General features: G+C 64.4%; 21 protein-coding genes. 13 read left to right on the top strand and 8 right to left on the bottom strand.

Going from position 1 to position 20243, the window contains the following annotated elements; translation table 11 throughout:
- Positions 1–11 precede the first annotated feature (11 nt).
- The 3 genes from LCL94_RS08850 (at position 12) to LCL94_RS08840 (ending at position 2038) form a co-directional block, all read left to right on the top strand.
- The gene (locus LCL94_RS08850; RefSeq protein ID WP_224831882.1) at positions 12–872 is read left to right on the top strand and encodes an ion transporter; all 861 of its coding nucleotides are present in this window, start codon (positions 12–14) and stop codon (positions 870–872) included.
- A gap of 4 nt (positions 873–876) precedes the next feature.
- Positions 877–1539: an endonuclease III gene (nth, locus tag LCL94_RS08845; RefSeq protein WP_224831881.1), complete on the top strand. Its 663-nt coding sequence runs from the start codon at positions 877–879 to the stop codon at positions 1537–1539.
- Between the two features lie 67 nt (positions 1540–1606).
- Entirely contained in the window at positions 1607–2038 is a 432-nt protein-coding gene (locus LCL94_RS08840; protein ID WP_224831880.1) for a hypothetical protein, read from the top strand.
- Between the two features lie 15 nt (positions 2039–2053).
- On the opposite strand, the gene LCL94_RS08835 is transcribed toward LCL94_RS08840, so the two are convergent.
- The 3 genes from LCL94_RS08835 to dapE are packed head-to-tail and all read right to left on the bottom strand — an operon-like array spanning position 2054 to position 5820.
- Positions 2054–3373 carry a dicarboxylate/amino acid:cation symporter gene (locus LCL94_RS08835; RefSeq protein ID WP_224831879.1) on the bottom strand — a complete coding sequence of 440 codons (1320 nt, stop codon included), beginning with the start codon at positions 3371–3373 and terminating at the stop codon, positions 2054–2056.
- Positions 3374–3420: 47 nt separating this feature from the next.
- Entirely contained in the window at positions 3421–4659 is a 1239-nt protein-coding gene (locus LCL94_RS08830) for a dicarboxylate/amino acid:cation symporter (RefSeq protein WP_224831878.1), read from the bottom strand.
- 24 nt (positions 4660–4683) lie between these two features.
- Positions 4684–5820 carry a succinyl-diaminopimelate desuccinylase gene (dapE, locus tag LCL94_RS08825; RefSeq protein ID WP_224831877.1) on the bottom strand — a complete coding sequence of 379 codons (1137 nt, stop codon included), beginning with the start codon at positions 5818–5820 and terminating at the stop codon, positions 4684–4686.
- 29 nt (positions 5821–5849) lie between these two features.
- Here dapE and LCL94_RS08820 point away from each other — a divergent pair, with 29 nt between their 5' ends.
- Positions 5850–6317, top strand: a complete 468-nt coding sequence (locus LCL94_RS08820) for a cupin domain-containing protein (RefSeq protein ID WP_224831876.1) — start codon at positions 5850–5852, stop codon at positions 6315–6317.
- Here LCL94_RS08820 and LCL94_RS08815 read toward each other — a convergent pair.
- Together LCL94_RS08815 and LCL94_RS08810 are read right to left on the bottom strand one after the other, a co-directional pair.
- On the bottom strand, positions 6314–7207 hold the full coding sequence (locus LCL94_RS08815; RefSeq protein WP_224831875.1) for a S1/P1 nuclease: 894 nt from the start codon (positions 7205–7207) through the stop codon (positions 6314–6316). The two genes, LCL94_RS08820 and LCL94_RS08815, sit on opposite strands and share 4 nt — an antisense overlap.
- A complete protein-coding gene (locus LCL94_RS08810) occupies positions 7174–7833 on the bottom strand; it encodes a glutathione S-transferase family protein (protein WP_222555480.1) in 660 nt (219 codons plus the stop codon). The genes LCL94_RS08815 and LCL94_RS08810 overlap by 34 nt, the downstream gene beginning before the upstream one ends.
- A gap of 77 nt (positions 7834–7910) precedes the next feature.
- On the opposite strand from LCL94_RS08810, the gene LCL94_RS08805 reads away from it, so the two are divergent.
- The 4 genes from LCL94_RS08805 to LCL94_RS08790 all read left to right on the top strand — a co-directional run bounded on the left by LCL94_RS08805 (position 7911) and on the right by LCL94_RS08790 (position 10867).
- Positions 7911–8327, top strand: coding sequence for a VOC family protein (locus LCL94_RS08805; RefSeq protein WP_160608929.1), 417 nt, complete (start codon positions 7911–7913; stop codon positions 8325–8327).
- 302 nt (positions 8328–8629) lie between these two features.
- Positions 8630–9100 (top strand): META domain-containing protein, encoded by a 471-nt coding sequence (locus LCL94_RS08800; protein WP_224831874.1) that lies wholly within the window; start codon positions 8630–8632, stop codon positions 9098–9100.
- A complete protein-coding gene (locus LCL94_RS08795; protein WP_224831873.1) occupies positions 9097–10041 on the top strand; it encodes a hypothetical protein in 945 nt (314 codons plus the stop codon). Before LCL94_RS08800 ends, LCL94_RS08795 begins: the two co-directional genes overlap by 4 nt.
- Positions 10042–10090: 49 nt before the next feature.
- A complete protein-coding gene (locus LCL94_RS08790; protein ID WP_224831872.1) occupies positions 10091–10867 on the top strand; it encodes a hypothetical protein in 777 nt (258 codons plus the stop codon).
- A gap of 151 nt (positions 10868–11018) precedes the next feature.
- Here the strand turns inward: LCL94_RS08790 and LCL94_RS08785 are convergent, their stop codons facing one another.
- From LCL94_RS08785 to LCL94_RS08775, 3 genes are read right to left on the bottom strand one after another with little or no spacing between them, the layout of a single operon-like run.
- Positions 11019–11825, bottom strand: a complete 807-nt coding sequence (locus LCL94_RS08785) for an SDR family oxidoreductase (protein ID WP_224831871.1) — start codon at positions 11823–11825, stop codon at positions 11019–11021.
- Between the two features lie 14 nt (positions 11826–11839).
- Positions 11840–12979, bottom strand: coding sequence for an acyl-CoA dehydrogenase family protein (locus LCL94_RS08780; RefSeq protein ID WP_160608925.1), 1140 nt, complete (start codon positions 12977–12979; stop codon positions 11840–11842).
- A gap of 3 nt (positions 12980–12982) precedes the next feature.
- On the bottom strand, positions 12983–14164 hold the full coding sequence (locus LCL94_RS08775) for an acyl-CoA dehydrogenase family protein (protein WP_224831870.1): 1182 nt from the start codon (positions 14162–14164) through the stop codon (positions 12983–12985).
- 180 nt (positions 14165–14344) lie between these two features.
- On the opposite strand from LCL94_RS08775, the gene LCL94_RS08770 reads away from it, so the two are divergent.
- The 5 genes from LCL94_RS08770 (at position 14345) to LCL94_RS08750 (ending at position 20220) form a co-directional block, all read left to right on the top strand.
- Positions 14345–15208 (top strand): SDR family NAD(P)-dependent oxidoreductase, encoded by an 864-nt coding sequence (locus LCL94_RS08770; RefSeq protein WP_224831869.1) that lies wholly within the window; start codon positions 14345–14347, stop codon positions 15206–15208.
- Positions 15208–16644, top strand: coding sequence for an MFS transporter (locus LCL94_RS08765; protein ID WP_224831868.1), 1437 nt, complete (start codon positions 15208–15210; stop codon positions 16642–16644). Before LCL94_RS08770 ends, LCL94_RS08765 begins: the two co-directional genes overlap by 1 nt.
- 74 nt (positions 16645–16718) lie before the next feature.
- Complete coding sequence (locus LCL94_RS08760) at positions 16719–18053, top strand: acyl-CoA dehydrogenase family protein (protein WP_222555039.1); 1335 nt, start codon at positions 16719–16721, stop codon at positions 18051–18053.
- Positions 18053–19141, top strand: coding sequence for a Zn-dependent alcohol dehydrogenase (locus tag LCL94_RS08755; RefSeq protein WP_160608920.1), 1089 nt, complete (start codon positions 18053–18055; stop codon positions 19139–19141). The genes LCL94_RS08760 and LCL94_RS08755 overlap by 1 nt, the downstream gene beginning before the upstream one ends.
- Positions 19141–20220: a phosphotransferase family protein gene (locus tag LCL94_RS08750; RefSeq protein ID WP_224831867.1), complete on the top strand. Its 1080-nt coding sequence runs from the start codon at positions 19141–19143 to the stop codon at positions 20218–20220. The genes LCL94_RS08755 and LCL94_RS08750 overlap by 1 nt, the downstream gene beginning before the upstream one ends.
- Positions 20221–20243 lie beyond the last annotated feature (23 nt).

Genomic DNA, 20243 nt, shown 5'->3' with positions numbered 1-20243 from the left:
GGCAGGCGATGATGGCGGGGCTGAGGACTTTCCTGCATGAGCAGCTCTTCGTCGGTGCGCATCCCGACGGGCGGCTGACAGTGCTCAACCGCCTGCTGATCCTCACTATCCTGCTGGCCGTCATTACTGCGGCGCTCGCTACGGAGCCGAGCCTGCCGCCCGAATGGCACACCGCCCTGCTGCGCACCGAAGTGGCCTTCGGATTTATCTTCCTGCTCGAGTATCTTGCCCGCATCTATGCCGCGGCGGAACAGCCGGGGAGCGAAGGGAAATGGACCAAGCGCTGGCACTTCATCCGTTCGCCGATCGGCCTGATCGACCTGCTCGTGGTCGTGACAACGCTTGCTCCGCTGATGGTCGCCGACGCCGCGATCCTGCGCACTTTCCGACTGCTGCGGGTCTTCGCCGTCGCGAAATTCGGGCGCTTCTCCTACGCGGTGAAGGAGTTGTGGGGGGCAGTGGTCGACCGGGTGGACGACCTCATCATCACCGCCGCCGTTGCTTTCGTGCTGGTGCTGTTCGGCGCGACCGCGCTCTACATAATCGAAGGCGACATCCAGCCCGACACCTTCGGTTCGATCCCGCGCGCGCTCTATTGGGCGACGATCACGCTGACCACGGTCGGCTATGGCGACGTGACCCCGATCACCCCGCTCGGCAAGTTCTTCGCAGCCGGGCTGGCCATGTCGGGGATCGCCTTCGTCGCTATGCCCACCGGCATCATCGTGGCCGCTTTTTCGGATGCCATGCAACGCCGCCGCGATCACCTGATCGAGGACATGCGCAAGCATCTGGAAGAGCTCGATATCGAGGACGACAAGATCGAGGCCAAGATCGCCGCGCTCGAACGCGGACGGGGGCCGCGACGCTGACAGCATGACTAAAGACCAGATCTTCGAGTTCTTCCGCCGCCTGGCGGAGGACAATCCCTCGCCCGAAACCGAGCTCGAATACGGCAATTGCTACCAGCTGGTGGTGGCCGTCGCCCTGTCCGCGCAGGCGACCGACGTCGGGGTGAACAAGGCCACGCGGGCGCTGTTTCGCGAGGTCACAACGCCTGCACAAATGATTGAACTGGGCGAGGACGGCCTCAAGGAGCACATCAAGACCATCGGCCTGTTCAATTCGAAGGCGAAAAACGTCATCGCGCTGAGCCAGCTGCTGGTCGACGAATACGGCGGCGAGGTGCCCGACACGCGCGAGGATCTGGTCCGCCTGCCCGGCGTCGGGCGCAAGACCGCCAATGTCGTGCTCAATTGCTGGTTCGGGCAGGAAACCTTCGCGGTCGACACGCACATCTTCCGCGTCGGCAATCGCACCGGCCTCGCCAAGGGGAAGACCCCCGACCATGTCGAGGCCAAGCTGGAAAAGCGCGTGCCCCAGCCGTTCCGGCTCGGCGCGCATCACTGGCTGATCCTGCACGGCCGCTATGTCTGCAAGGCGCGGACGCCGGAATGCTGGCGATGCAAGGTCGCGGACCTGTGCAGCTACCGCAAGAAGGTGCTGGAGAAGCCCGGTCGCGCCGCCGCCAAGGGCTGACTGCTCTCCCGTTTGCCAATCGCGCGGCAAAGGCGCATTATCTGCGCAAGCAGCGGGAGGTTCCGACATGAACGCACGACACCTTGCAGCGTTGGCGGTAATCGCCACTGGCGCGGTCGCTGGCCCCCCGGCATCGGCCCAGGTGGCGGCCGAGGAAGCGGTGATCCTGTCCGGCAGTTCGGGACAGGCAGCGACGCAATCCTCGCTCGGCGAGGCTATTTCGGGCAGCATCAATTCGGCCACACAGGCGCTTCGCTCGGCCAATTCGGCAAACGCGGGCAATACTTCGCGAACCGGCAGGACGGGCTATGCCGGGACGATCCCCGAAGGCGATCCGCTCGAAAATACCGACGCCAAGACCTACCAGGTCCAGGGCGGCGCACGGCTGAAGCTGAGCGGCAGTTTCCGTCCTTCCCGGACCACTAGTTGCGAGAAGAATTGCGACACGCCGCCAGCCGATGCGGAAACGCCGGAAGAACCGGCACCGAAGCCGGACTGATCAGGCGCCCCTGCCCTAGCCGAAATTCTCCGGATCGAGTTCCAGCCCCGCCTTGCCGCCAGCTGCGGTATGCGAGGGGGCGTGCGGATGCTCGACGAAGGGCGGCTCCTCGACCTCCAGCATGCCTTCCCACTTGGTGATGACGCTGGTCGCCACCGCATTGCCAACGACGTTGGTCGCCGTGCGACCCATGTCGAGGAACTGGTCGATCGCGAGGATGATCGCCACGCCTTCGACCGGCAGGCCGAACATGGCGAGCGTGCCGGTGATGACCACCAGGCTGGCGCGCGGGACCGCGGCGATGCCCTTCGACGAGATCATCAGCGTCAGCATGATCATGATCTGCGTGCCGACGCTGAGGTCGATGCCATAAGCCTGCGCGATGAAGATCGTCGCGAAGCTCATGTACATCATGCTGCCGTCGAGATTGAACGAATAGCCGAGCGGCAGCATGAAGCCCGAGATACGGCGCGGCACGCCGAAGCGGTCGAGCTGTTCGAACAGCTTGGGCAGCGCGGCTTCCGACGACGCGGTCGAGAAGGCGATCAGCAACGGCTGGCGGATGTAGCGGACCAGCGTGACGATGCGCCGCCCGAGGAAGGCCGCCCCGATGCCGAGCAGGATGATCCACAGCAGCACGAGGCTGAAATAGAATTCCAGCAGCAGCTGGAGATAGGTGCCGAGGATGTCGAGCCCGCTCGCCGCGACCACGTTTGCCAGCGCACCGAACACCGCGATGGGGGCGTAGCGCATGACATAGCCCGTCACCTGCAGCATCATTTCCGCCAGCGCATCGGCGCCCTTCACCAGCGCCTCGCCCCGCTTGCCGATGGCCGACAGCGCGACGCCGGCAAAGATCGAGAAGACGAGGATCTGGAGGATATTGTTGGTCGCCAGCGCCTCGAAAGCGTTCTTGGGGAAGATCGACAGGATGAATTCGGTCGCCTTCAGTTCCTTGACCTCGCCCACCGCCGCCGCGGCCTCCGCCGCATCGGGTATCGGAGCGCCCACGCCCGGCTGGAACAGGTTCACCATCACGAGGCCGAGGCCGATGGAAACGAGGCTGGCGAGGATGAACCACGTCAGCGCCCGCACGCCGATCCGCCCCAGCGCCGCCGAATCGCCCATGTGGGCGATGCCCACCACGATGGTCGACAGCACCAGCGGCGCGACCAGCATCTTGATGAGGTTGAGGAAGATGTCGGACAGCAGCTTGAGCCAGGGGGCGACCTGCCCCTCGACCACGGCCGGGTCCATCGTCAGATACATCGCCTGTCCGACGATGACCCCGAGGATCATGCCGACGAGGATATAGAGCGTAAGCTTGCGGTCCATCCGGGTCCCTCACTCAAGAACAAGCTCGGGACGTTTGGATCGCCCGTTCAGACGTCGTCTGCGCTCACCATCTCGCGTCTGTCAATCTCGCCCGTCATCACGGCCACAGTTGTCGCGACGGCGGCATCGCCGCTCACGTTGGTGGTGGTGCGCATCATGTCCATGATCCGGTCGACACCGGCGACGAAGGCGATCGTTTCCAGCGGCACGCCGACCGCGCCGAAGACCAGCGCCATCATGATGAGGCCCGCCCCCGGAATGCCCGCCGCGCCGACCGCGCCGAGCGTCGCCAGGATCGAGATCAGGAAATACTGGCCCAGCGTCAGGTCGACGCCGAAGATCTGCGCGCCGAACAGCGTGGCAAGGCCGAGATACATCGCCGTGCCGTTCATGTTCACCGTCGCGCCAAGGCTGATGACGAAGGCCGCGACCGAGTTCGAGACGCCGAGGTTACGTTCCGCACAGCGCAGCGTGACGGGCAGCGTCGCGTTAGACGAGGCAGTCGAATAACTAACCGCCATCGCGTCGATGATGCCGCGGAAGAAGTCCCGCACGGGCAGCCTGGCGAGGAATTTGATCATCGCCGAATACATCACGAAGATGATCACGAGGCAGCCCGCGTAATTGAGCGCCACCAGCTTCGCGAGGCTGAGCAGGGCATCCATGCCGAGCGAGCCGGCGACCCAGGCCATCAGCGCGAAGACGCCGAAAGGGGTGAGTTCCATCACCACCATCGTCACCTTCTGCATGACGACCGCGCCGCTATCGAAGATCTTCTGGACCGGCTCGCCCTCTTCCTTGGCCATCAGGATGCCGATGCCGACGAGCAGCGAGAAGACGATCAGCGGCAGGACCGCGACATCCGCCATCACCTGCACCGGACTTTCGGGCACGATCGAGAGGATCATGTCGACCGCGGTCGTGGGATTGGGTTCGGGGGTCGCGCCCTTCTGGATGGCGCTGGTATCGACGCCTGCACCGGGAGCAAAGAAGGTGCCGAGGCCAAGGCCGAGCCAGACCGCGATCTGTCCCGTCACGACGAACAGCAGCATGGCCCTGCCGCCCACTGCGCCCAGCTTGCGCAAATCGCCGATGGCGGCGACGCCCGACACGAGGCTGAAGAAGATCAGCGGGACCACCAGCATCTTGATCGACTTGATGAAGAAATCGCCGATCCACTTGATGCTTTCCGCATCCGGGCCCCAGGAATAGCCGGTCAGGACACCGAGCAGGAGCGCTGTCAGCACGCGCTGCCACAGCGGAATTTCAAACCAGGTCCTCAGCACGGCGATCCCCTCGTATCCCAGTATTTACAGTGCCAGCGCGTCTTTCGCGATTGCTGCGTAGATGCGGCTTAGCGTGGAAAGGTCCTCGATGGCCACCGCCTCGTCCCGCTTGTGCATGGTTGCGTTGCACAGGCCGAATTCGATCACCGGGCACACGGCGCGCAGGAACCGCGCGTCCGAGGTTCCGCCGGTGGTCGAGGGTTCGGGATCGAGGCCCGTCTCTGCTTTCACCGCGCGCGCGATAATGTCCGAAAATTCGCCCGGCGGGGTCAGGAACGGCTCGCCCGAGATGATCGGCAGCGCCTGCCCGCCGTGCTTTTGCGCGATCGCTCCTACCATCTCCGACAGCGAGGCGCCCGAATGGCAGTCGTTGAAGCGGATCGAGATGCGCGCCTTCGCCTTGGCGGGAATGACGTTGTGCGCACGGTTCGGCGTGTCGATCTCGGTAATTTCCAGATTGCTCGGCTGGAACCAGTCGGTCCCTTCGTCGAGCACCAGCGCATCGAGTTCGGCGAGCATGGCGACCAGCTTGGGGATCGGGTTGTCCGCGAGGTGCGGATAGGCGACGTGGCCCTGCGTGCCCTCGACTTCCAGCCAGATGTTGACCGACCCGCGCCGGCCGATCTTCATCATGTCGCCCAGCCGGTTGACCGAAGTCGGCTCGCCCACGAGGCAAAGGTCGGGCTGGTGGCCTTCGGCCTTCATGAAGTCGATCAGCGCGCGGGTACCGTGAAGCGCGGGACCTTCCTCGTCGCCGGTGATGATGAAGCTGATGGTGCCGGCCTCTGCGGGCACATTAGCCACGGCGTCGACCATGCAGGCGATCGAGCCTTTCATGTCCACCGCCCCGCGTCCGTACAGCAGTTCGCCGCGTTCTTCCGGCTCGAACGGCGCGCTGGTCCAGCCATCGCCCGGCGGCACCACGTCGAGGTGGCCTGCAAAGGCGAAGTGGCGCGAACCTTCAGGGCCGCGGCGGATGGCGAAGAGGTTCTCCACCGCCTCTTCCGGCGATCCGGGTTCGCCATCGCCGCGCCGGAACCGCGTCACCTCGAAGCCGAGCGGGGCGAGCATCGCCTCCATCGCATCGAAAACCGGGCCGGTGGCCGGGGTCACGCTGGGTGCGGCAAGGAGCCGCTTGGCGAGGTCGAGAACTTGGGTCATGTACGCAGCGCTAGCAGGAGTGCGCCCCGATGCCCAAGCTCGATCTCGATGCGATCCCACAGACCAATGCGACGGGCTATCCCCCGCCCTTCGACGCGGAGGTGGAGGGGCGCTGGTATCGCCGCCTCGCGCCGCCTTCCGGCCTTACGAAACTGGGCGCGAGCCACGTGACGCTGGCACCCGGCGCCTATTCCTCGCAGCGCCACTGGCACGAGGGGCAGGACGAGCTGGTCGTCATGCTGCAGGGCGAGGCCGTGCTGATCGAGGACGGGGGCGAGACAAAGGTGGTGCCGGGCGATATCCTCGCCTGGCCGGCGGGCGTGCGGGACGGACACCGGCTCCACAACCGCTCTGGCGAGCCGTGCGTGTTCGTCGCGATCAGTGGCGGCGATAGAGATGAAGACCGGGGCGAATACCCCGATATCGACATGGTGTTCACGCCCGAAGGCTATTTCAGGAAGGACGGCACGCCCTACCCGACGAGCCGCGTGCCCTAGTCGCGCTCCGGCGCGGGCAGCGGCCCCGGCGCGAAGGCGGCATCGAGGAATTCGGCCATGCGGATCCCCGCCTGCGTGACGCGGCGCTGGGCAATGGGGATGGCGCGTTCGATATCCTCCTGCGTCAGCGCGGTTTCGTCCGGCAGGTCCTCGCCCTCGCAAGGTGGGCGATCGAAAGCGGTCGGGTAGACGAAATCGCGGCTCGTCTCCCAGCTCTCGCGGCCCCAGTCGGCAGGGCTGCCCCCGCCAAGCTCTGCGCGCTCTTGCGCGGAATAGCGGCGCACCAGCGGGCTCGGCGCAGAAGTGATCGCACGCTCTGCCAGCGGGCCGTCCCAGATCCAATGGAGATTGAGCCCTGGCGCGATGCCGTAAGCCGTGTCGATATCGTTGCCGCCGCGATCCTCGTGGTCGCCCGAGTGCAGCGGCATGTGCACATCGCCGATGAAATGCACGAGGAAAGCGAGCGCTTCCAGCCGCACGTTGGCTGGCAGGCTCTCGTCGGCAAGAATGCGCTGGTTGCGCTCGATCTGGGCAAGGATGCAATTGCCGCCCGAGCAGTTGGAGCGCGGGTTATAGGCCTCGCACACCGGCGCGGTGCGGTAATGCCAGGCGAAGGTATAGCCCCAGCGCCAGCCCTCGGACCGCAGGCAGTCGGGCCACACGCTCGCATCCTGCAAGTCGGCAAGGTCGCATTGCGGCACGCCCAGCTGCGGCGCGGCGCGCATCAGGCGCGCGATGCCGGCGCGCGTTTCGGGGCGCACGTTTTCCAGTGCGATGTCCGCCGTGGTGCGGTGGGCATAGAAACCCCACGCGCTCGCCTGGACGGGCAGCAGCGCCAGCAGCGCCGCCAGTGCGGTCAGGAAACGGTTTCGTATTGCTCGATGACCCATTCTTCGCTTTCCGAAGCTGCAATCCATGCCTGCATCCATTCGTGCTCCCACACCGCCTGCATATAGGCGGCGGCAAAGCCCGGGACGGCGATCTGGTAGCTGATGAACCGTGACACTACGGGGGCGAAGAACACGTCCGCCGCGCCGAAAGTGCCGAACAGGAACGGCCCGCCGCTGCCGAAGCGGCTGCGCGCTTCCGCCCACAGGCCGAGGATGCGCAGGATGTCTGCCGTGCATTCCTCGCTCGGCTCGAACCCGTCGAAGCGCTTGCGCACGTTCATCGGGCATTCGCTGCGCAGCGCCTGGAAGGAGGAGTGCATTTCCGCGACCATCGAGCGGGCCATGCCGCGCGCCGTATCGTCCTTGGGCCAGAACCGGTCGCGCCCGACCTTGTCCGAGAGATATTCGAGGATCGCGAGGCTGTCCCACACCACCGTGTCGCCGTCCCACAGGATCGGCACCTTGCCGCTGGAGGGCTGGATCTCGCCGCCCTTACGGGTCGCTTCCCAGTTCTCGCCGAACAGCGGCACGACGATTTCCTCGAAGGACAGGCCCGACTGCTTGGCAGCCAGCCAGCCGCGCAGGGACCAGCTCGAATAATTCTTGTTGCCGATGATGACCTTCATGCGCCCACCTTTCGCAAGTGCCGGTAAAGGTTCATTTTGGCAGTGTCGAGCCTGAACGGACGTGCTAGATGCATGGCATGAGCCTGCGCCCCTTCCATCTCGCCTTTCCCGTCCGCGATCTTGCCGAGGCCCGCGCCTTCTACGGCGGCCTGATGGGCTGCCGCGAAGGCCGCAGTTCGGACGAATGGATCGATTTCGATTTCTACGGCCACCAGATCGTCGCCCATACCGGCGGCGAGAGCGGGGACCGGGCCAGCAATCCGGTCGACGGGCACGACGTGCCGGTGCCGCATTTCGGCGTGGTCCTGACGATGGAGGACTGGCAGGCGCTGGCCGACCGGCTGACCGCCGCGGGCGTGAACTTCGCCATCGAGCCGACCATCCGTTTCAAGGGCCAGCCGGGGGAACAGGCGACGATGTTCTTCCGCGACCCCAGCGGCAATGCGCTGGAAATGAAAGCCTTCGCCAGCGACGACATGATCTTCGCGACCTGAGCAGCCGGTTCAGCCCATCTCCGTGACTCGGCCAATTGGCTAAGAATTTCTGCGAAGCAAAATTCAGATCGTGCCTCTTTTGAATGACATAGGGCTGATGGATCGCGTCTTCGCCCAAATTGGGTAGGCATCGTGTTGCATCGGGCCAAAACCTGGTGCGATTTATCGGCTCCCACCGAAGGCAGGATGAGAGTCCAGAAACTCCGGTGATAGAACGTAGCTTTCCTAGCTTCGGCTATCCCGTCAGTTTCTGACTCATCCTGTTTTCTCACCATTCGCAGACTTGGCAGGAGCGTGATTGGATGAAGTCCCCCAAGCTTTCGTTCGTCGGCTATTCCTCGCTAGTCTTGGCGGCTTGCGTCGGAACGGACAGCCAGATGAAACCCGACACCAGCCTCGAGGGCACGTCGTGGCGCCTGGAGGAAATTCGCTATCCCTCCAGCAGCATCCGGATTGGCGATGCCGAGGCCTACACCATGCTTTTGCAGCCTGACGGGCGGGCGTCCCTGCAGCTGGATTGCAATCGCGGCTTCGGCCAGTGGACCGCTTCAAGCCATCACGATGGGACAGGCGGAGAATTCGCGATCTCGGATATGGGTGTCACGAAAGCCATGTGCCCGCCGGCTTCGAACAGCGACAAGGTCACCGCGGACATTCAGAGGTTCGCCAAGTTCACTATCGACGGAGAGAACCTCGTCACCTCGCTCGCGGATGGTTCGGCTTCCTATGTCTGGATTCCCACCAGCGCTACCGACGAGACAGAGCCGGAATGAAATTTCATTGTGATCGCAAATACCTGATGCTCGCGGCCCTATGCGGGGGCCTGGCATCAACTCCGCTCCATGCCGCAGAAGAGGCGGTATCTGTCGCACTGCCCATCAACGAGGTGCAACCGAGCGCGGTCATGGATGCCACCGCCGACCTGTCCATTCTGCCTGCGTCGAGCGACGCATCGGTCGCTGGCACCGGATCGATCATGGACGACCAGTCGCGAAACGAGAATAATGCCGAAGAACCGGGCACCGATCCGGAAGGCAAGGCGCTGACATTCATAGTCAGCCCCTACGTCTGGATACCCAACGTATCCGGAAACATCGGTGTCGGATCGAGTGACGGCCAATTCGTGCTGGACACAGGAGACCTGCTCGATCTCTTCGAATTCGGAGGCCTTATTCGCGGAGAAGTCAGGCACCGTTCCGGCTGGGGCGTCTCGGTCGACTACATGTTCGCCGACCTGGGTGCAGGGGTCGATATCGTGATTGGCGATGTCGATGCAGACATCAATGCCAGCATCCTTGAAGCAACGCTGGTTCGCCGCGTCGAACTCGAAAGCGGATCAGTCGATCTTTATGGCGGGATCAGGCGGTGGGATGCCGAGATAGAGGCCGATATCACGACGCCTTTCTTCTCGACCACGGTGGCGACCGGTGACCGTTGGGCCGATCCGATCATCGGCGCGAGATACCAGCACCAGCTTTCACCCCGCTGGAAGCTCCTCGGCCAGGCGGATGTCGGCGGCTTCGGCGTGAGCTCCGACTTCACCTGGAACGTGGCGGCGGGTGCCTCCTACGAAGCCTGGTCGAACACCTCGTTCCAGTTCGTGTATCGGGTTCTCAACGTCGACAGGACCAGTGGCGAGGTCGGAACCCCTTCTGCGGTCGATCTGGGTATCACCATTCAAGGGCCGCTGATCGGCTTTGCCTACCGCTTCTGAACAAGCGGACACTTGCCATTTGTTTGTCGCTGGCTTGGAGAAAAATATCGTGAAACTCGGAACTGGATCGACCCTGTCTTCGATGGCCATGGCCCTGGCGGTTAGTGTGGCGGTTCCTCAGGCGGCGATAGCTCAGGAGGCGAGCCCCGCGAGCGACGAGCAGGGAACTGCGCCGGGCGTGAATCCCAAGGATAACATCACCAAGGCCGAGGCAATCTTCCAGTACAACAACCTGGATGCAGACCTCGAAACTTTCACGCTGGCCCTGAAATATGACCTCGCATTCAACTCGAAATGGGGTGGCAATGTCGAATTGCCGTTCACCACACTGAGTGGCCCCGGGTTCAGCGAGACCGATGTGGGGGATCTGAACCTTCGGGTGCGTAACGTGAATACGAACGGCCCTGTGAGCATTCTCTCGGCCGTCGAAGTCGTAGTGCCGACAGCAGGCAGCGACCTGACGGGTTCTGGAAAGTGGCAAGTGAACCCCGTGGTGGGTGCCGTTTATGCGTTCAACCAGCAGACCTTCGCATTCGTCGGCTACAAGCACTACTTCTCGATCGCAGGCGACGAAGCGCGGGACGATATCAATCGGAGCGAAGTGCGCGCGCTGTTTGCGCGACTTTTCGCCAATGCAACCTGGACTCTCGGGGATGTGAAGTATTCCCACTCCTATGAAGGGCAGGAATTCGACACGCTGGATCTGGAAGTCGAATACGGCTCGATGATTTCGAAGTCCGTGGCGCTTTCCGGGCGCGTGGGAACCTCGTTCCTCGATTCCAGCCGCGATTTCGGCATGTCGCTCAACGTGCGGAAGATCTTCTGAGGAAGCGATTTGCTTCTTGTCAGGGCAAGTCGGGTTATGCACCGCCCAATACCGGACGCTCGCCTCACCTGAGCCGAAACGAAAAAAGCCCCGCTTTTCGGCGGGGCTTTCTCGTAGCCGGACCTTGGCCCGAACCTTGCTTTGATGCCGCTTACCGGCCGCCTGCCGGGTCGGCGAAGTGCGTCGGCAGGTGGGCGTTCACGATGCCGCCGTCGACCGCGATGGTCTCCCCGACCGTGTAGTCGCCTGCGCGGCTGGCGAGGTAGACCGCGCTGCCGCCCATGTCGAACTTGTCGCCCACGCGCTTGTTCGGGATGCCCTTGGCGCTTTCATCCGCCATGTCGCGCGCGACCTTGTTCATGTTCGACGGGAAGGCGCCCGGCGCGATGCCGGTGACGTAGATGTGGTCCTTGACCAGCCGCGCCGCCATGCGCCGCGTCAGGTGGATCAGCGCCGCCTTCGAGGCCTGGTAGGAATAGGTCTCCCACGGATTGATGCGCAGGCCGTCGATGCTGGCGATATTGATCACCTTGCCCGGCTTTGCCTGGCTGGCGTTGGCGGTCAGCAGGCCGTGCAGCCTTTGCGTGAGGAAGAAGGGCGTCTTGACGTTGAGGTCCATGACCTTGTCCCAGCCTTCTTCGGGGAAGTCGAGGTAGTCCGCGCCCCATGCCGCGCCCGCATTGTTGACGAGGATGTCGAGATGGTCCTCACGCGCCGAAATCTCGGCCACCAGCTCGTCGATGCCTTCGAGCGTCGAGATGTCGCCCTGGATCGGCACGACCTTGTCGCCCAGTTCTGCGGCCGTCTCGTGCAGTTCGCCGCCCTTGCGCGCGGTGATGTAGACCCGTTCTGCGCCGGCGGCGAGGAAGCCTTCCACGATCATCCGGCCGATGCCGCGGCTGCCGCCGGTGACGAGGGCATTACGGCCCTTGAGGCTGAACATATCTTCGAGTGTCATGTCGTCTCTCCCGCTCAGTAGCCGCTCATGTCCGCCACGCGGCTCGCGTGGTAATACATGTCGCCGAGGAATTCCTGCAGCGCACGGTCGCGCTTCATGTAGAGGCCGATGTCGTATTCGTCGGTCATCCCGATGCCGCCGTGCATCTGCACGCCTTCCCGCACCGCGAGCCCTGCGGCCTTGGCGACCTTCGCCTTGGCGACCGAGGCCATGAGATCCGCCTTCTCGCTGCCGCCGTCGAGCAGCTGGGCTGCCTTCATGGTGACCGCACGGGCAATCTCGACTTCGGAATAGAGATGCGCGGCACGGTGCTGCAGCGCCTGGAATTCGCCGATCAGCTTGCCGAACTGCTTGCGCTGCTTGAGGTAGTCGACGGTCATGTCCATCGCGCCGCGGGCCACGCCCACGCCTTCTGCAGCAGCGCCGATACGTCCGGCGGTCAGCATGGCATTGAGCACTTCGCGCCCGCCATCGACTTCGCCGATAACGGCATCGCCGTCGAGCTCCACGCCTTCGAACTTCGTGTGCGAGGCCATCGAGCTGTCGACGAGGCGGACCGCGTCGTGGCTCATGTTCGCCGCATCCTTGGGCACGGCGAACAGGGTGATGCCGTCAGCATCGTCATCGGCGCCCGAAGTGCGCGCCGCGACCACCAGCATGTCCGCGCTGGCGCCGTGGAGGACGAAGTCCTTCTGGCCGGTCAGGCGGAAGCCGTTGCCCGATTTCTCGGCGCGGGTCTTGATGCGTTCGGGACGGTGCTTGGCACCTTCGTCGATCGCGACCGAATAGACGAGGTCGCCCGACACGAGGCCCGGCAGCCAGCGCTGGCGCGCCGCATCGTCGGCATGTTTCAGCGCGGTCGCTGCCAGCACCGAGCTGGCGAGGAAGGGCGAAGGCGTCAGATTGCGCCCGATTTCCTCGAGCACGATGCCCGCTTCGTAGCTGCCCATGCCGAGGCCGCCGTCATCCTCGCTCACCAGCATGCCGGTGAAGCCCATTTCGGCGAACTGCTTCCACAGCCCGTGGCCGAAGCCGTCCTTGCAATTACGGTCGCGCCAGTGGCGCAGCTGCTTGGCGATGGCACCTTCCTCGGCCATGAACTGGCTGGCGGTTTCGGCCAGCATCGCCTGGTCGTCGTCGTGATAAAGAGGCATGGATCAGGCTCCCGGCAGGTCGAGGATACGCTTCGAGATGACGTTGAGCATGACTTCGCTCGTGCCGCCCTCGATCGAATTGGCCTTCGTGCGAAGCCAGTTGCGCGACGGTTTGCCGCCGCCGGTGTCCTCGCTCTCCCATTCGAGAGCGCGGCTGCCGCCGACCGACATCATCAGTTCGTGGCGCTGCTTGTTCAGCTCGGTACCGACGTATTTCATCATGTTCGGCTGGGCGGGATGGCCCTTGCCCGACTTCATCTCGTCGAGGAACTTCTCGCCCATCGCGCTGTAGGCCAGCGCATCGACGTCGAACATTGCCAGCTGCGCGCGCAGTACGGGGTCGAGTTCGCCCGCCATGCGCTTCATCGCCGCGCCGATGGCGCTGGTGCGATCGCCGCCGCCGGCGCCCGAGATCATCTCGCGTTCGTGGCCGAGCAGGTACTTCGCCACGTCCCAGCCGCGATTGATCTGGCCGACGTAGCCGGGGATGTCCTCGCCATAGGACTTGGGCACCTTCACATCGTCCATGAAGGTTTCGCAGAACGGGCTGTTGCCCGAAATCAGCTTGATCGGCTTGGTCGAGACGCCTTCGCTCGCCATGTCGAACAGCATGAAGGTGATGCCCTGGTACTTGTTCTCCTTGTCCGTGCGGACGAGGCAGAAGATCCAGTCGGCTTCATCGGCATAGGAGGTCCAGATCTTCTGGCCGTTGACCACCCAGTGATCGCCCTTGTCCTCGCCATAGGTCTGCATCGACACGAGGTCGGAGCCGCTGCCCGGTTCCGAATAGCCCTGGCACCAGCGGATCTTGCCGGCGGCGATTTCATTGAGGAAGCGCTGCTTCTGGCCTTCGGTGCCGAAGTGGAGCAGCGCGGGGCCGAGCATCCAGATGCCGAAGCTCGAGAGCGGGGGACGCGCACCGATGCGCGACATTTCCTGGCGCAGGATCTTGCCTTCGGCCGGCGTCAGGCCGGCACCGCCATAGGCCTTGGGCCATTCGGGGACGGTGTAGCCCTTGTCGCGGCAGGCCTCGAACCAGGCCTTCTGCGCATCGTTCTTGAAGGTGGCATTGCGGCCGCCCCAGTAGACGTCGGCCTCGTCACGGACAGGCTCGCGCATTTCGGGGGGGCAATTGGCTTCCAGCCATGCGCGCACGTCGGCGCGGAATGCATCCGGATCGGACATCGGGGGGCTCCTCTCTTCAATCTCTCGGGTCTTGCGACTTGACGTTTACGTTAGGGTGATTCGGCCTCGCGCCGCAAGGCCCATCGCGGCGGAGCGCCATGCCGTAGCGTCAGGCGGATTACGTTGACGGCAGGTGCCGTGCGCCTAAGCTGAAAGCCTCGGATTCGAGGGAGAGAAAGCATGGCCGACACCAACCGATTCTCGGGCCGGACCGTCATCATCACCGGTGCCGCATCGGGCATCGGCGCTGAAGCGACGCGCCTTTTCGCAAGCGAGGGCGCGACCGTTTTCGCCAGCGATATCGACGATGAAGGCGGACGCGCCCTGGAAGCCGCGACCGACGGCGATGTCCGTTACCGGCACTGCGACGTGTGCGACCCTGCATCGATCAAGGCGCTGATGGACGGCGCCGCGGCAGAGACCGGCGGCATCGATGTCGTGTTCAACAATGCCGGCGCGGGCGGCGCGCGTGCTGCGATCGACGAGATCGAGCCGGACGAGTGGGACCGGACCTTCCACCTCCTCCTGCGCTCGGTCGCCTTCGGCATCCGCTATGCCGTCCCGCACATGAAGGGCCGCAAGGGCGCAAGCATCGTCAACGTGTCGAGCGTGGCGGCCGTGGGCCCTGGCTATTCGCCGACCGCCTATGCCGTCGCCAAGGCAGGCGTGCTGCACCTTACCAAGTGCGCGGCGACCGATCTTGCCCAGCACGGTATCCGCGTGAACGCGGTGCAGCCCGGCTTCATCAACACGAATATCTTCACCGCAACGCTGGGGATCGAGGGCGATTTGCGCCGACAGGCCAATGCGGCGATCGCGCAGATGTCGTCCAACGCCCAGCCGGTCGCGCGCGGCGGCCAGCCCCGCGATATCGCCGAAGCGGTCGCCTTCATGGCAAGCGATGCGGCAGGTTTCATGACCGGCGCATCGATGATCGTCGATGGCGGCATCACGCTGGGCCCGCGGCATAGCTGGGATCCCGAAGAGCCCGGCCTCTTCGCAGCACTCGAAGCGATGGCGGAACAGGCCCAAGCAAACGCCTGATGCCATTCGTTACCGGCCCCCTGCCCCAGCGGCTCAAGCTGATCCACGGCTTCGGATCGGTCGCCTTCGGGGTGAAGGATTCAGGCTTCAGCTTCTTCCTGCTGCTCTATTACAACCAGGTCCTGGGCATGGATGCCGGGATGGTCAGCCTTGCGCTGGTGCTGGCGCTGCTGGTGGACGCCGTGGTCGACCCGGTGCTCGGAGCGCTGTCGGACCGGACCTACACCCGCTGGGGCCGCCGCCTGCCGTGGCTCTATGCCGCACCGATCCCGCTGGCGATCGTCTGGGTCATGCTGTGGTCCCCACCGACGGGCGAGGCGCCGAGCTGGTGGGGCCTGTTCGGCATCGCCGTGGTGGTGCGCATCCTGCTGTCGGCCTGCGAGGTGCCGTCGGTCAGCCTCGTCCCGGAAATCACCTCCGATTACGACGATCGCACGACGCTGTTCCGCTACCGCTTCCTGTCCGGGTGGACCGGCGGCCTCCTGATGATGGTCATGGCCTATTACGTCTTCATGCCGACGCCCGAAGCGCTGCTGCAGCGTGACGGCTACATGATCTACGGCATATTCGGCGCGGCACTGATCGTCATTTCGGTCGTCGGATCGGCCTGGGGCCAGCACCAACTCGTCGCCCACCTGCCCGAAGTGAAGCCCACCCCGCTCACCTTCCGCGGCATTTTCGGCGAGATCATCGAGGCGTTTTCCGAGCGCGCCTTCCTGATCTGGGGCCTCGGCGCGCTGGCGGCCTATGTCAGCCAGGGGATGACCTTCTCGATCTCGAACTACGTCAACCTGTTCGTGTGGCAGTTCAACGGGCTGGCGCTGAAGCTCTACCCGGTCGTGCTGTTCTTCTCGGTCATCGTCATGTTCTTCATCGTCGGGCCGCTGCACCGCCGTTACGGCAAGCCCAAGAGCGCCTCTTGGAGCGCGATTGCCGCCATGGTCGTGGGCCTTACGCCCTACGTCCTGTTCCTTGCCGGCGCCTGGCCGCAGCCGGGCGGCACCGCCTCGACCGCCCTGTTCTATCTGTTCCTGTTCTTCGCCAACATGCTGGGCGTCGTCACGATGATCTCGGCCACCTCGATGATCGCCGAAATCGTCGAGGCGTTCGAGGAACGGCAGGGCCGCCGGGCCGAAGGCGCGTTCTATGCGGGCAACTGGTTCGTGCAGAAATGCGCCACCGGCGTCGGCATTTTCCTGACTGGCCAGATCGTTGCCGCAGCGGGCCTCGCATCGGATGTGAAGCAGGGCAGCGTGCCTGCCGAAGTGCTGGAGCACATCATCCTGTATTACGGCGGGGCGGCCGTCGTGCTCGCCCTGTTCGCGGCCTACTGGCTCGGCCGCTTCCCGATCGGGCGCGAGGAACACGAGGCACGCGTGCGCGCGCTCGACCTTGCCGCACGCGGCGATATCGACGGCGGCACCATGGTACCCTGATTTCCCCCTTGGCGAGGCTGAAAAGCTCTGCCAGTTTCATCACGCAACGGATTTTTCGAAGAGAGGATTACACGATGGATTTCGAACCCACCGAAAGGCAAACCTACTGGCGCGACCGGGTAAGGAACTTCATCGAGGCCAATGTCCGCCCCGCCGTCGCGACCTACAAGGCGCAGGATGCCGAGGGCGAACGCTGGAAAGTCATCCAGGTGGTCGAAGACCTCAAGGCCAAGGCCAAGGCCGAAGGCATCTGGAACCTGTTCATGCCGCCGCGCAACGACAGCCACCACCATGTCGACGACACGTTCGAATTCGAAGGCCCCGGTCTCACCAATCTCGAATATGCGCTCTGCGCCGAGGAAATGGGCCGCATCGGTTTCGCATCCGAAGTGTTCAACTGTTCCGCCCCCGACACGGGCAACATGGAAGTGTTCCACCGCTACGGCACGCGCGAGCAGAAGGAGCAGTGGCTCACCCCGCTGATGAACGGTGAAATCCGTTCGGCCTTCCTCATGACCGAACCCTTCACCGCTTCTTCCGATGCGACCAACATCGAATGCCGGATCGAACGTGACGGCGACGAATACGTGATCAACGGCCGCAAGTGGTGGTCCTCGGGCGTGGGCGATCCGCGCTGCAAGGTCGCCATCGTCATGGGCAAGACCGATTTCTCGGCCGGCCGCCATGCCGCCCAGTCGATGATCCTCATGCCGATGGATGCGCCGGGCGTGACCATCCTGCGCCACCTGCCGGTGTTCGGCTATGACGATGCGCCGCACGGCCACATGGAAGTGGAACTGAAGGACGTGCGCGTCCCTGTCACCAACATGCTGCTGGGCGAAGGCCGCGGCTTCGAGATCGCGCAAGGCCGCCTCGGGCCGGGCCGTATCCACCACTGCATGCGCACCATCGGCGTTGCAGAGGAAGCGCTCCACAAGATGTGCCAGCGCCTCCAGGAGCGCGAGGCCTTCGGCAAGCCGATCTACAAGCACTCGGTCTGGGAAGAGCGCGTCGCGCGTGCCCGTATCGACATCGACATGACCCGCCTGCTCTGCCTCAAGGCGGCCGACATGATGGACAAGGTCGGCAACAAGGCGGCCAAGCAGGAAATCGCCATGATCAAGGTGCAGGCGCCGAACATGGCCCTGAAGATCATCGACGATGCCATCCAGGCCCATGGCGGCGGCGGCGTGTCGGACGATTACGGCCTTGCCAATGCCTATGCCCACCAGCGCACGCTGCGCCTGGCCGACGGTCCGGACGAGGTCCACGCCCGCTCCATCGCGCGCATGGAATTCGCCAAGCACCTGCCCAAGGCCGGCCCCACCGCCAACGCCCTGCGCGATGGCAAGGCTCCGACCACGGGCAATGACAACCTCAGCTCGGGCGACATGGGAGTGGCGCGCTGATGGCGAAGGCTGCAATCCTCGAAGCCGTGGGCGGGCTGACGATCGGCGAGGTGGAACTCGCCGATCCCGGTCCGCACGAGGTGCTGATCGACACCAAGGCCTGCGGCCTGTGCCATTCGGACCTGCACTTCATCGAAGGCTCCTACCCGCACCCGCTCCCGGCGATTCCGGGGCATGAGGCGGCAGGCGTGGTCCGGGCGGTCGGCAGCGAGGTGAAGACCGTGAAGCCGGGCGACCACGTGGTTTCCTGCCTCTCGGCCTTCTGCGGCCACTGCGAATTCTGCGTCACGGGCCGCATGGCGCTGTGCATGGGCGCCGACACGCGCCGCGCACAGGACCAGGCCCCGCGCATCATGCGCGCCGACGGCAGCGGCCCGGTTGCGCAGATGCTCAACCTGTCCGCCTTCTGCGAGCAGATGCTGATCCACGAGCACGCCTGCGTGGCGATCGACAAGGACATGCCATTGGACCGTGCCGCCGTGATCGGCTGCGCTGTGACGACGGGCGCCGGGACAATCTTCAACGCCTGCTCGGTCGTGCCGGGTGAAACCGTGGCCGTGGTCGGCTGCGGCGGCGTGGGTCTTGCAGCCATCAATGCGGCCAAGATCGCGGGCGCCGGCAAGGTCATCGCGCTCGACCCGATTGCGGAAAAGCGCGAACTGGCCATGGTCCTCGGCGCAACCCATGCCTTCGACGCCATGTCGGCCGATGCGGTCGACCAGGTGATGAAGCTCACCGGCGGCGGCGTGCATCACGCGATCGAGGCGGTCGGGCGGCAGGCATCCGCCGATCTCGCGGTCAAGCTGCTGCGCCGCGGCGGGACGGCCACGATCCTCGGCATGATGCCGCTCGACTGCAAGGTCGGGCTCGGCGCGATGGATCTTTTGTCGGGCAAGAAGCTGCAGGGCGCGATCATGGGCATGAACCACTTCCCGGTGGACCTGCCGCGCCTCGTCGATTTCTACATGCGCGGCCTGCTCGATCTCGACACGATCATCGCCGAGCGCATCCCGCTCGAGAAGATCAACGAGGGATTCGAGAAGATGAAGGCCGGGCATTCGGCCCGCAGCGTGGTGGTGTTCGACTGATGGCGACGGGTCCGGAAATCGATTTCGACAAGGAAATGGTCGGCACCATCGAGGTGCCCGAACGCGACCGGCTCGACCTCGACGCGCTGACCGCGTGGTTCGAGGCGAACGTGTCCGACTTCGAAGGGCCGATCAGCTATTCCAAGTTCAAGGGCGGACAGTCGAACCCGACCTACCGGATCGATACGCCGGGACGCTCTTATGTCCTCAGGCGCCAGCCGTTCGGCAAGCTGCTGCCGAGCGCGCATGCCGTGGACCGCGAATACAAGGCCATGCACGCGCTCGGGCCGACCGGCTTCCCCGTGCCGAAGACCTACGGCCTGTGCGAGGATCCGGAGGTGCTGGGGTCGAAGTTCTTCGTCATGGGCCTCGCCGACGGGCGCAGCTTGTGGAACGGGTCACTGCCCGGCGTCGCCCCGTCGGACCGGCGCGAAATCTATAATGCCATGATCGACACCATGGCCGACCTGCACCTCCAGAAACCGGAGGAAATCGGCCTCGGCGACTATGGCAAGCCGACCGACTATTGCGCGCGACAGATCGCCCGCTGGTCGAAGCAGTACAAACTCTCCGAAACCGAGCACATGGCGAAGATGGAGCGGCTGATCGAATGGCTGCCCCAGACCATCCCGCCGCAGCACGAGAGCAGCGTGGTCCATGGCGACTACCGCCTGGACAACATGATCTTCGAGAAGGACGCCAACCGCGTCCTCGCCGTGCTCGATTGGGAGCTTTCGACGCTGGGCGATCCCATCGCCGACTTCAGCTATCTCATGCTGAACTGGCACAATCCGGCCGACGGGCGTGCGGGCCTGCTGGGCCTCGACCTCGCCGAACTGGGCATTCCCACGCAGGAAGAGGCGGTGGACCGCTACGTCGCGCGCACCGGCTATCCGGTGCCGCCGATGGACTGGTACTTCGCCTACAACCTCTTCCGGCTCGCCGGCATCATGCAGGGCATCAAGAAGCGCGTCATCGACGGCACGGCATCTTCCGCCCATGCCAAGGCAATGAGCGAACGCGTCGGTCCGCTGGTCGACCGCGCCTACGAATTCGCCCAAGCGGCGGGGATGGACTAGCGCGGCAAGGCTGCTAACGACCG

The sequence above is a fragment of the Qipengyuania gaetbuli genome, assembly GCF_020171365.1.
GTDB lineage: Bacteria > Pseudomonadota > Alphaproteobacteria > Sphingomonadales > Sphingomonadaceae > Qipengyuania > Qipengyuania gaetbuli_B.
Note: the sequence above shows the minus strand (reverse complement) of the source record. Positions and strands in the feature narration are given on the sequence as shown.

Bases quoted from the DNA above. Each gene is read 5' to 3' on its own strand.
- dapE (WP_224831877.1), bottom strand. From the start codon at position 5,820: ATGACCCAAGTTCTCGACCTCGCCAAGCGGCTCCTTGCCGCACCCAGC.
- LCL94_RS08820 (WP_224831876.1), top strand. From the start codon at position 5,850: ATGCCCAAGCTCGATCTCGATGCGATCCCACAGACCAATGCGACGGGC.
- LCL94_RS08765 (WP_224831868.1), top strand. From the start codon at position 15,208: ATGCCATTCGTTACCGGCCCCCTGCCCCAGCGGCTCAAGCTGATCCAC.
- LCL94_RS08775 (WP_224831870.1), bottom strand. From the start codon at position 14,164: ATGTCCGATCCGGATGCATTCCGCGCCGACGTGCGCGCATGGCTGGAA.
- LCL94_RS08810 (WP_222555480.1), bottom strand. From the start codon at position 7,833: ATGAAGGTCATCATCGGCAACAAGAATTATTCGAGCTGGTCCCTGCGC.
- LCL94_RS08835 (WP_224831879.1), bottom strand. From the start codon at position 3,373: ATGGACCGCAAGCTTACGCTCTATATCCTCGTCGGCATGATCCTCGGG.
- LCL94_RS08795 (WP_224831873.1), top strand. From the start codon at position 9,097: ATGAAATTTCATTGTGATCGCAAATACCTGATGCTCGCGGCCCTATGC.
- LCL94_RS08770 (WP_224831869.1), top strand. From the start codon at position 14,345: ATGGCCGACACCAACCGATTCTCGGGCCGGACCGTCATCATCACCGGT.
- LCL94_RS08750 (WP_224831867.1), top strand. From the start codon at position 19,141: ATGGCGACGGGTCCGGAAATCGATTTCGACAAGGAAATGGTCGGCACC.
- LCL94_RS08760 (WP_222555039.1), top strand. From the start codon at position 16,719: ATGGATTTCGAACCCACCGAAAGGCAAACCTACTGGCGCGACCGGGTA.
- LCL94_RS08840 (WP_224831880.1), top strand. From the start codon at position 1,607: ATGAACGCACGACACCTTGCAGCGTTGGCGGTAATCGCCACTGGCGCG.
- LCL94_RS08780 (WP_160608925.1), bottom strand. From the start codon at position 12,979: ATGCCTCTTTATCACGACGACGACCAGGCGATGCTGGCCGAAACCGCC.
- LCL94_RS08755 (WP_160608920.1), top strand. From the start codon at position 18,053: ATGGCGAAGGCTGCAATCCTCGAAGCCGTGGGCGGGCTGACGATCGGC.
- LCL94_RS08815 (WP_224831875.1), bottom strand. From the start codon at position 7,207: ATGGGTCATCGAGCAATACGAAACCGTTTCCTGACCGCACTGGCGGCG.
- LCL94_RS08850 (WP_224831882.1), top strand. From the start codon at position 12: ATGGCGGGGCTGAGGACTTTCCTGCATGAGCAGCTCTTCGTCGGTGCG.
- LCL94_RS08785 (WP_224831871.1), bottom strand. From the start codon at position 11,825: ATGACACTCGAAGATATGTTCAGCCTCAAGGGCCGTAATGCCCTCGTC.
- nth (WP_224831881.1), top strand. From the start codon at position 877: ATGACTAAAGACCAGATCTTCGAGTTCTTCCGCCGCCTGGCGGAGGAC.
- LCL94_RS08805 (WP_160608929.1), top strand. From the start codon at position 7,911: ATGAGCCTGCGCCCCTTCCATCTCGCCTTTCCCGTCCGCGATCTTGCC.
- LCL94_RS08800 (WP_224831874.1), top strand. From the start codon at position 8,630: ATGAAGTCCCCCAAGCTTTCGTTCGTCGGCTATTCCTCGCTAGTCTTG.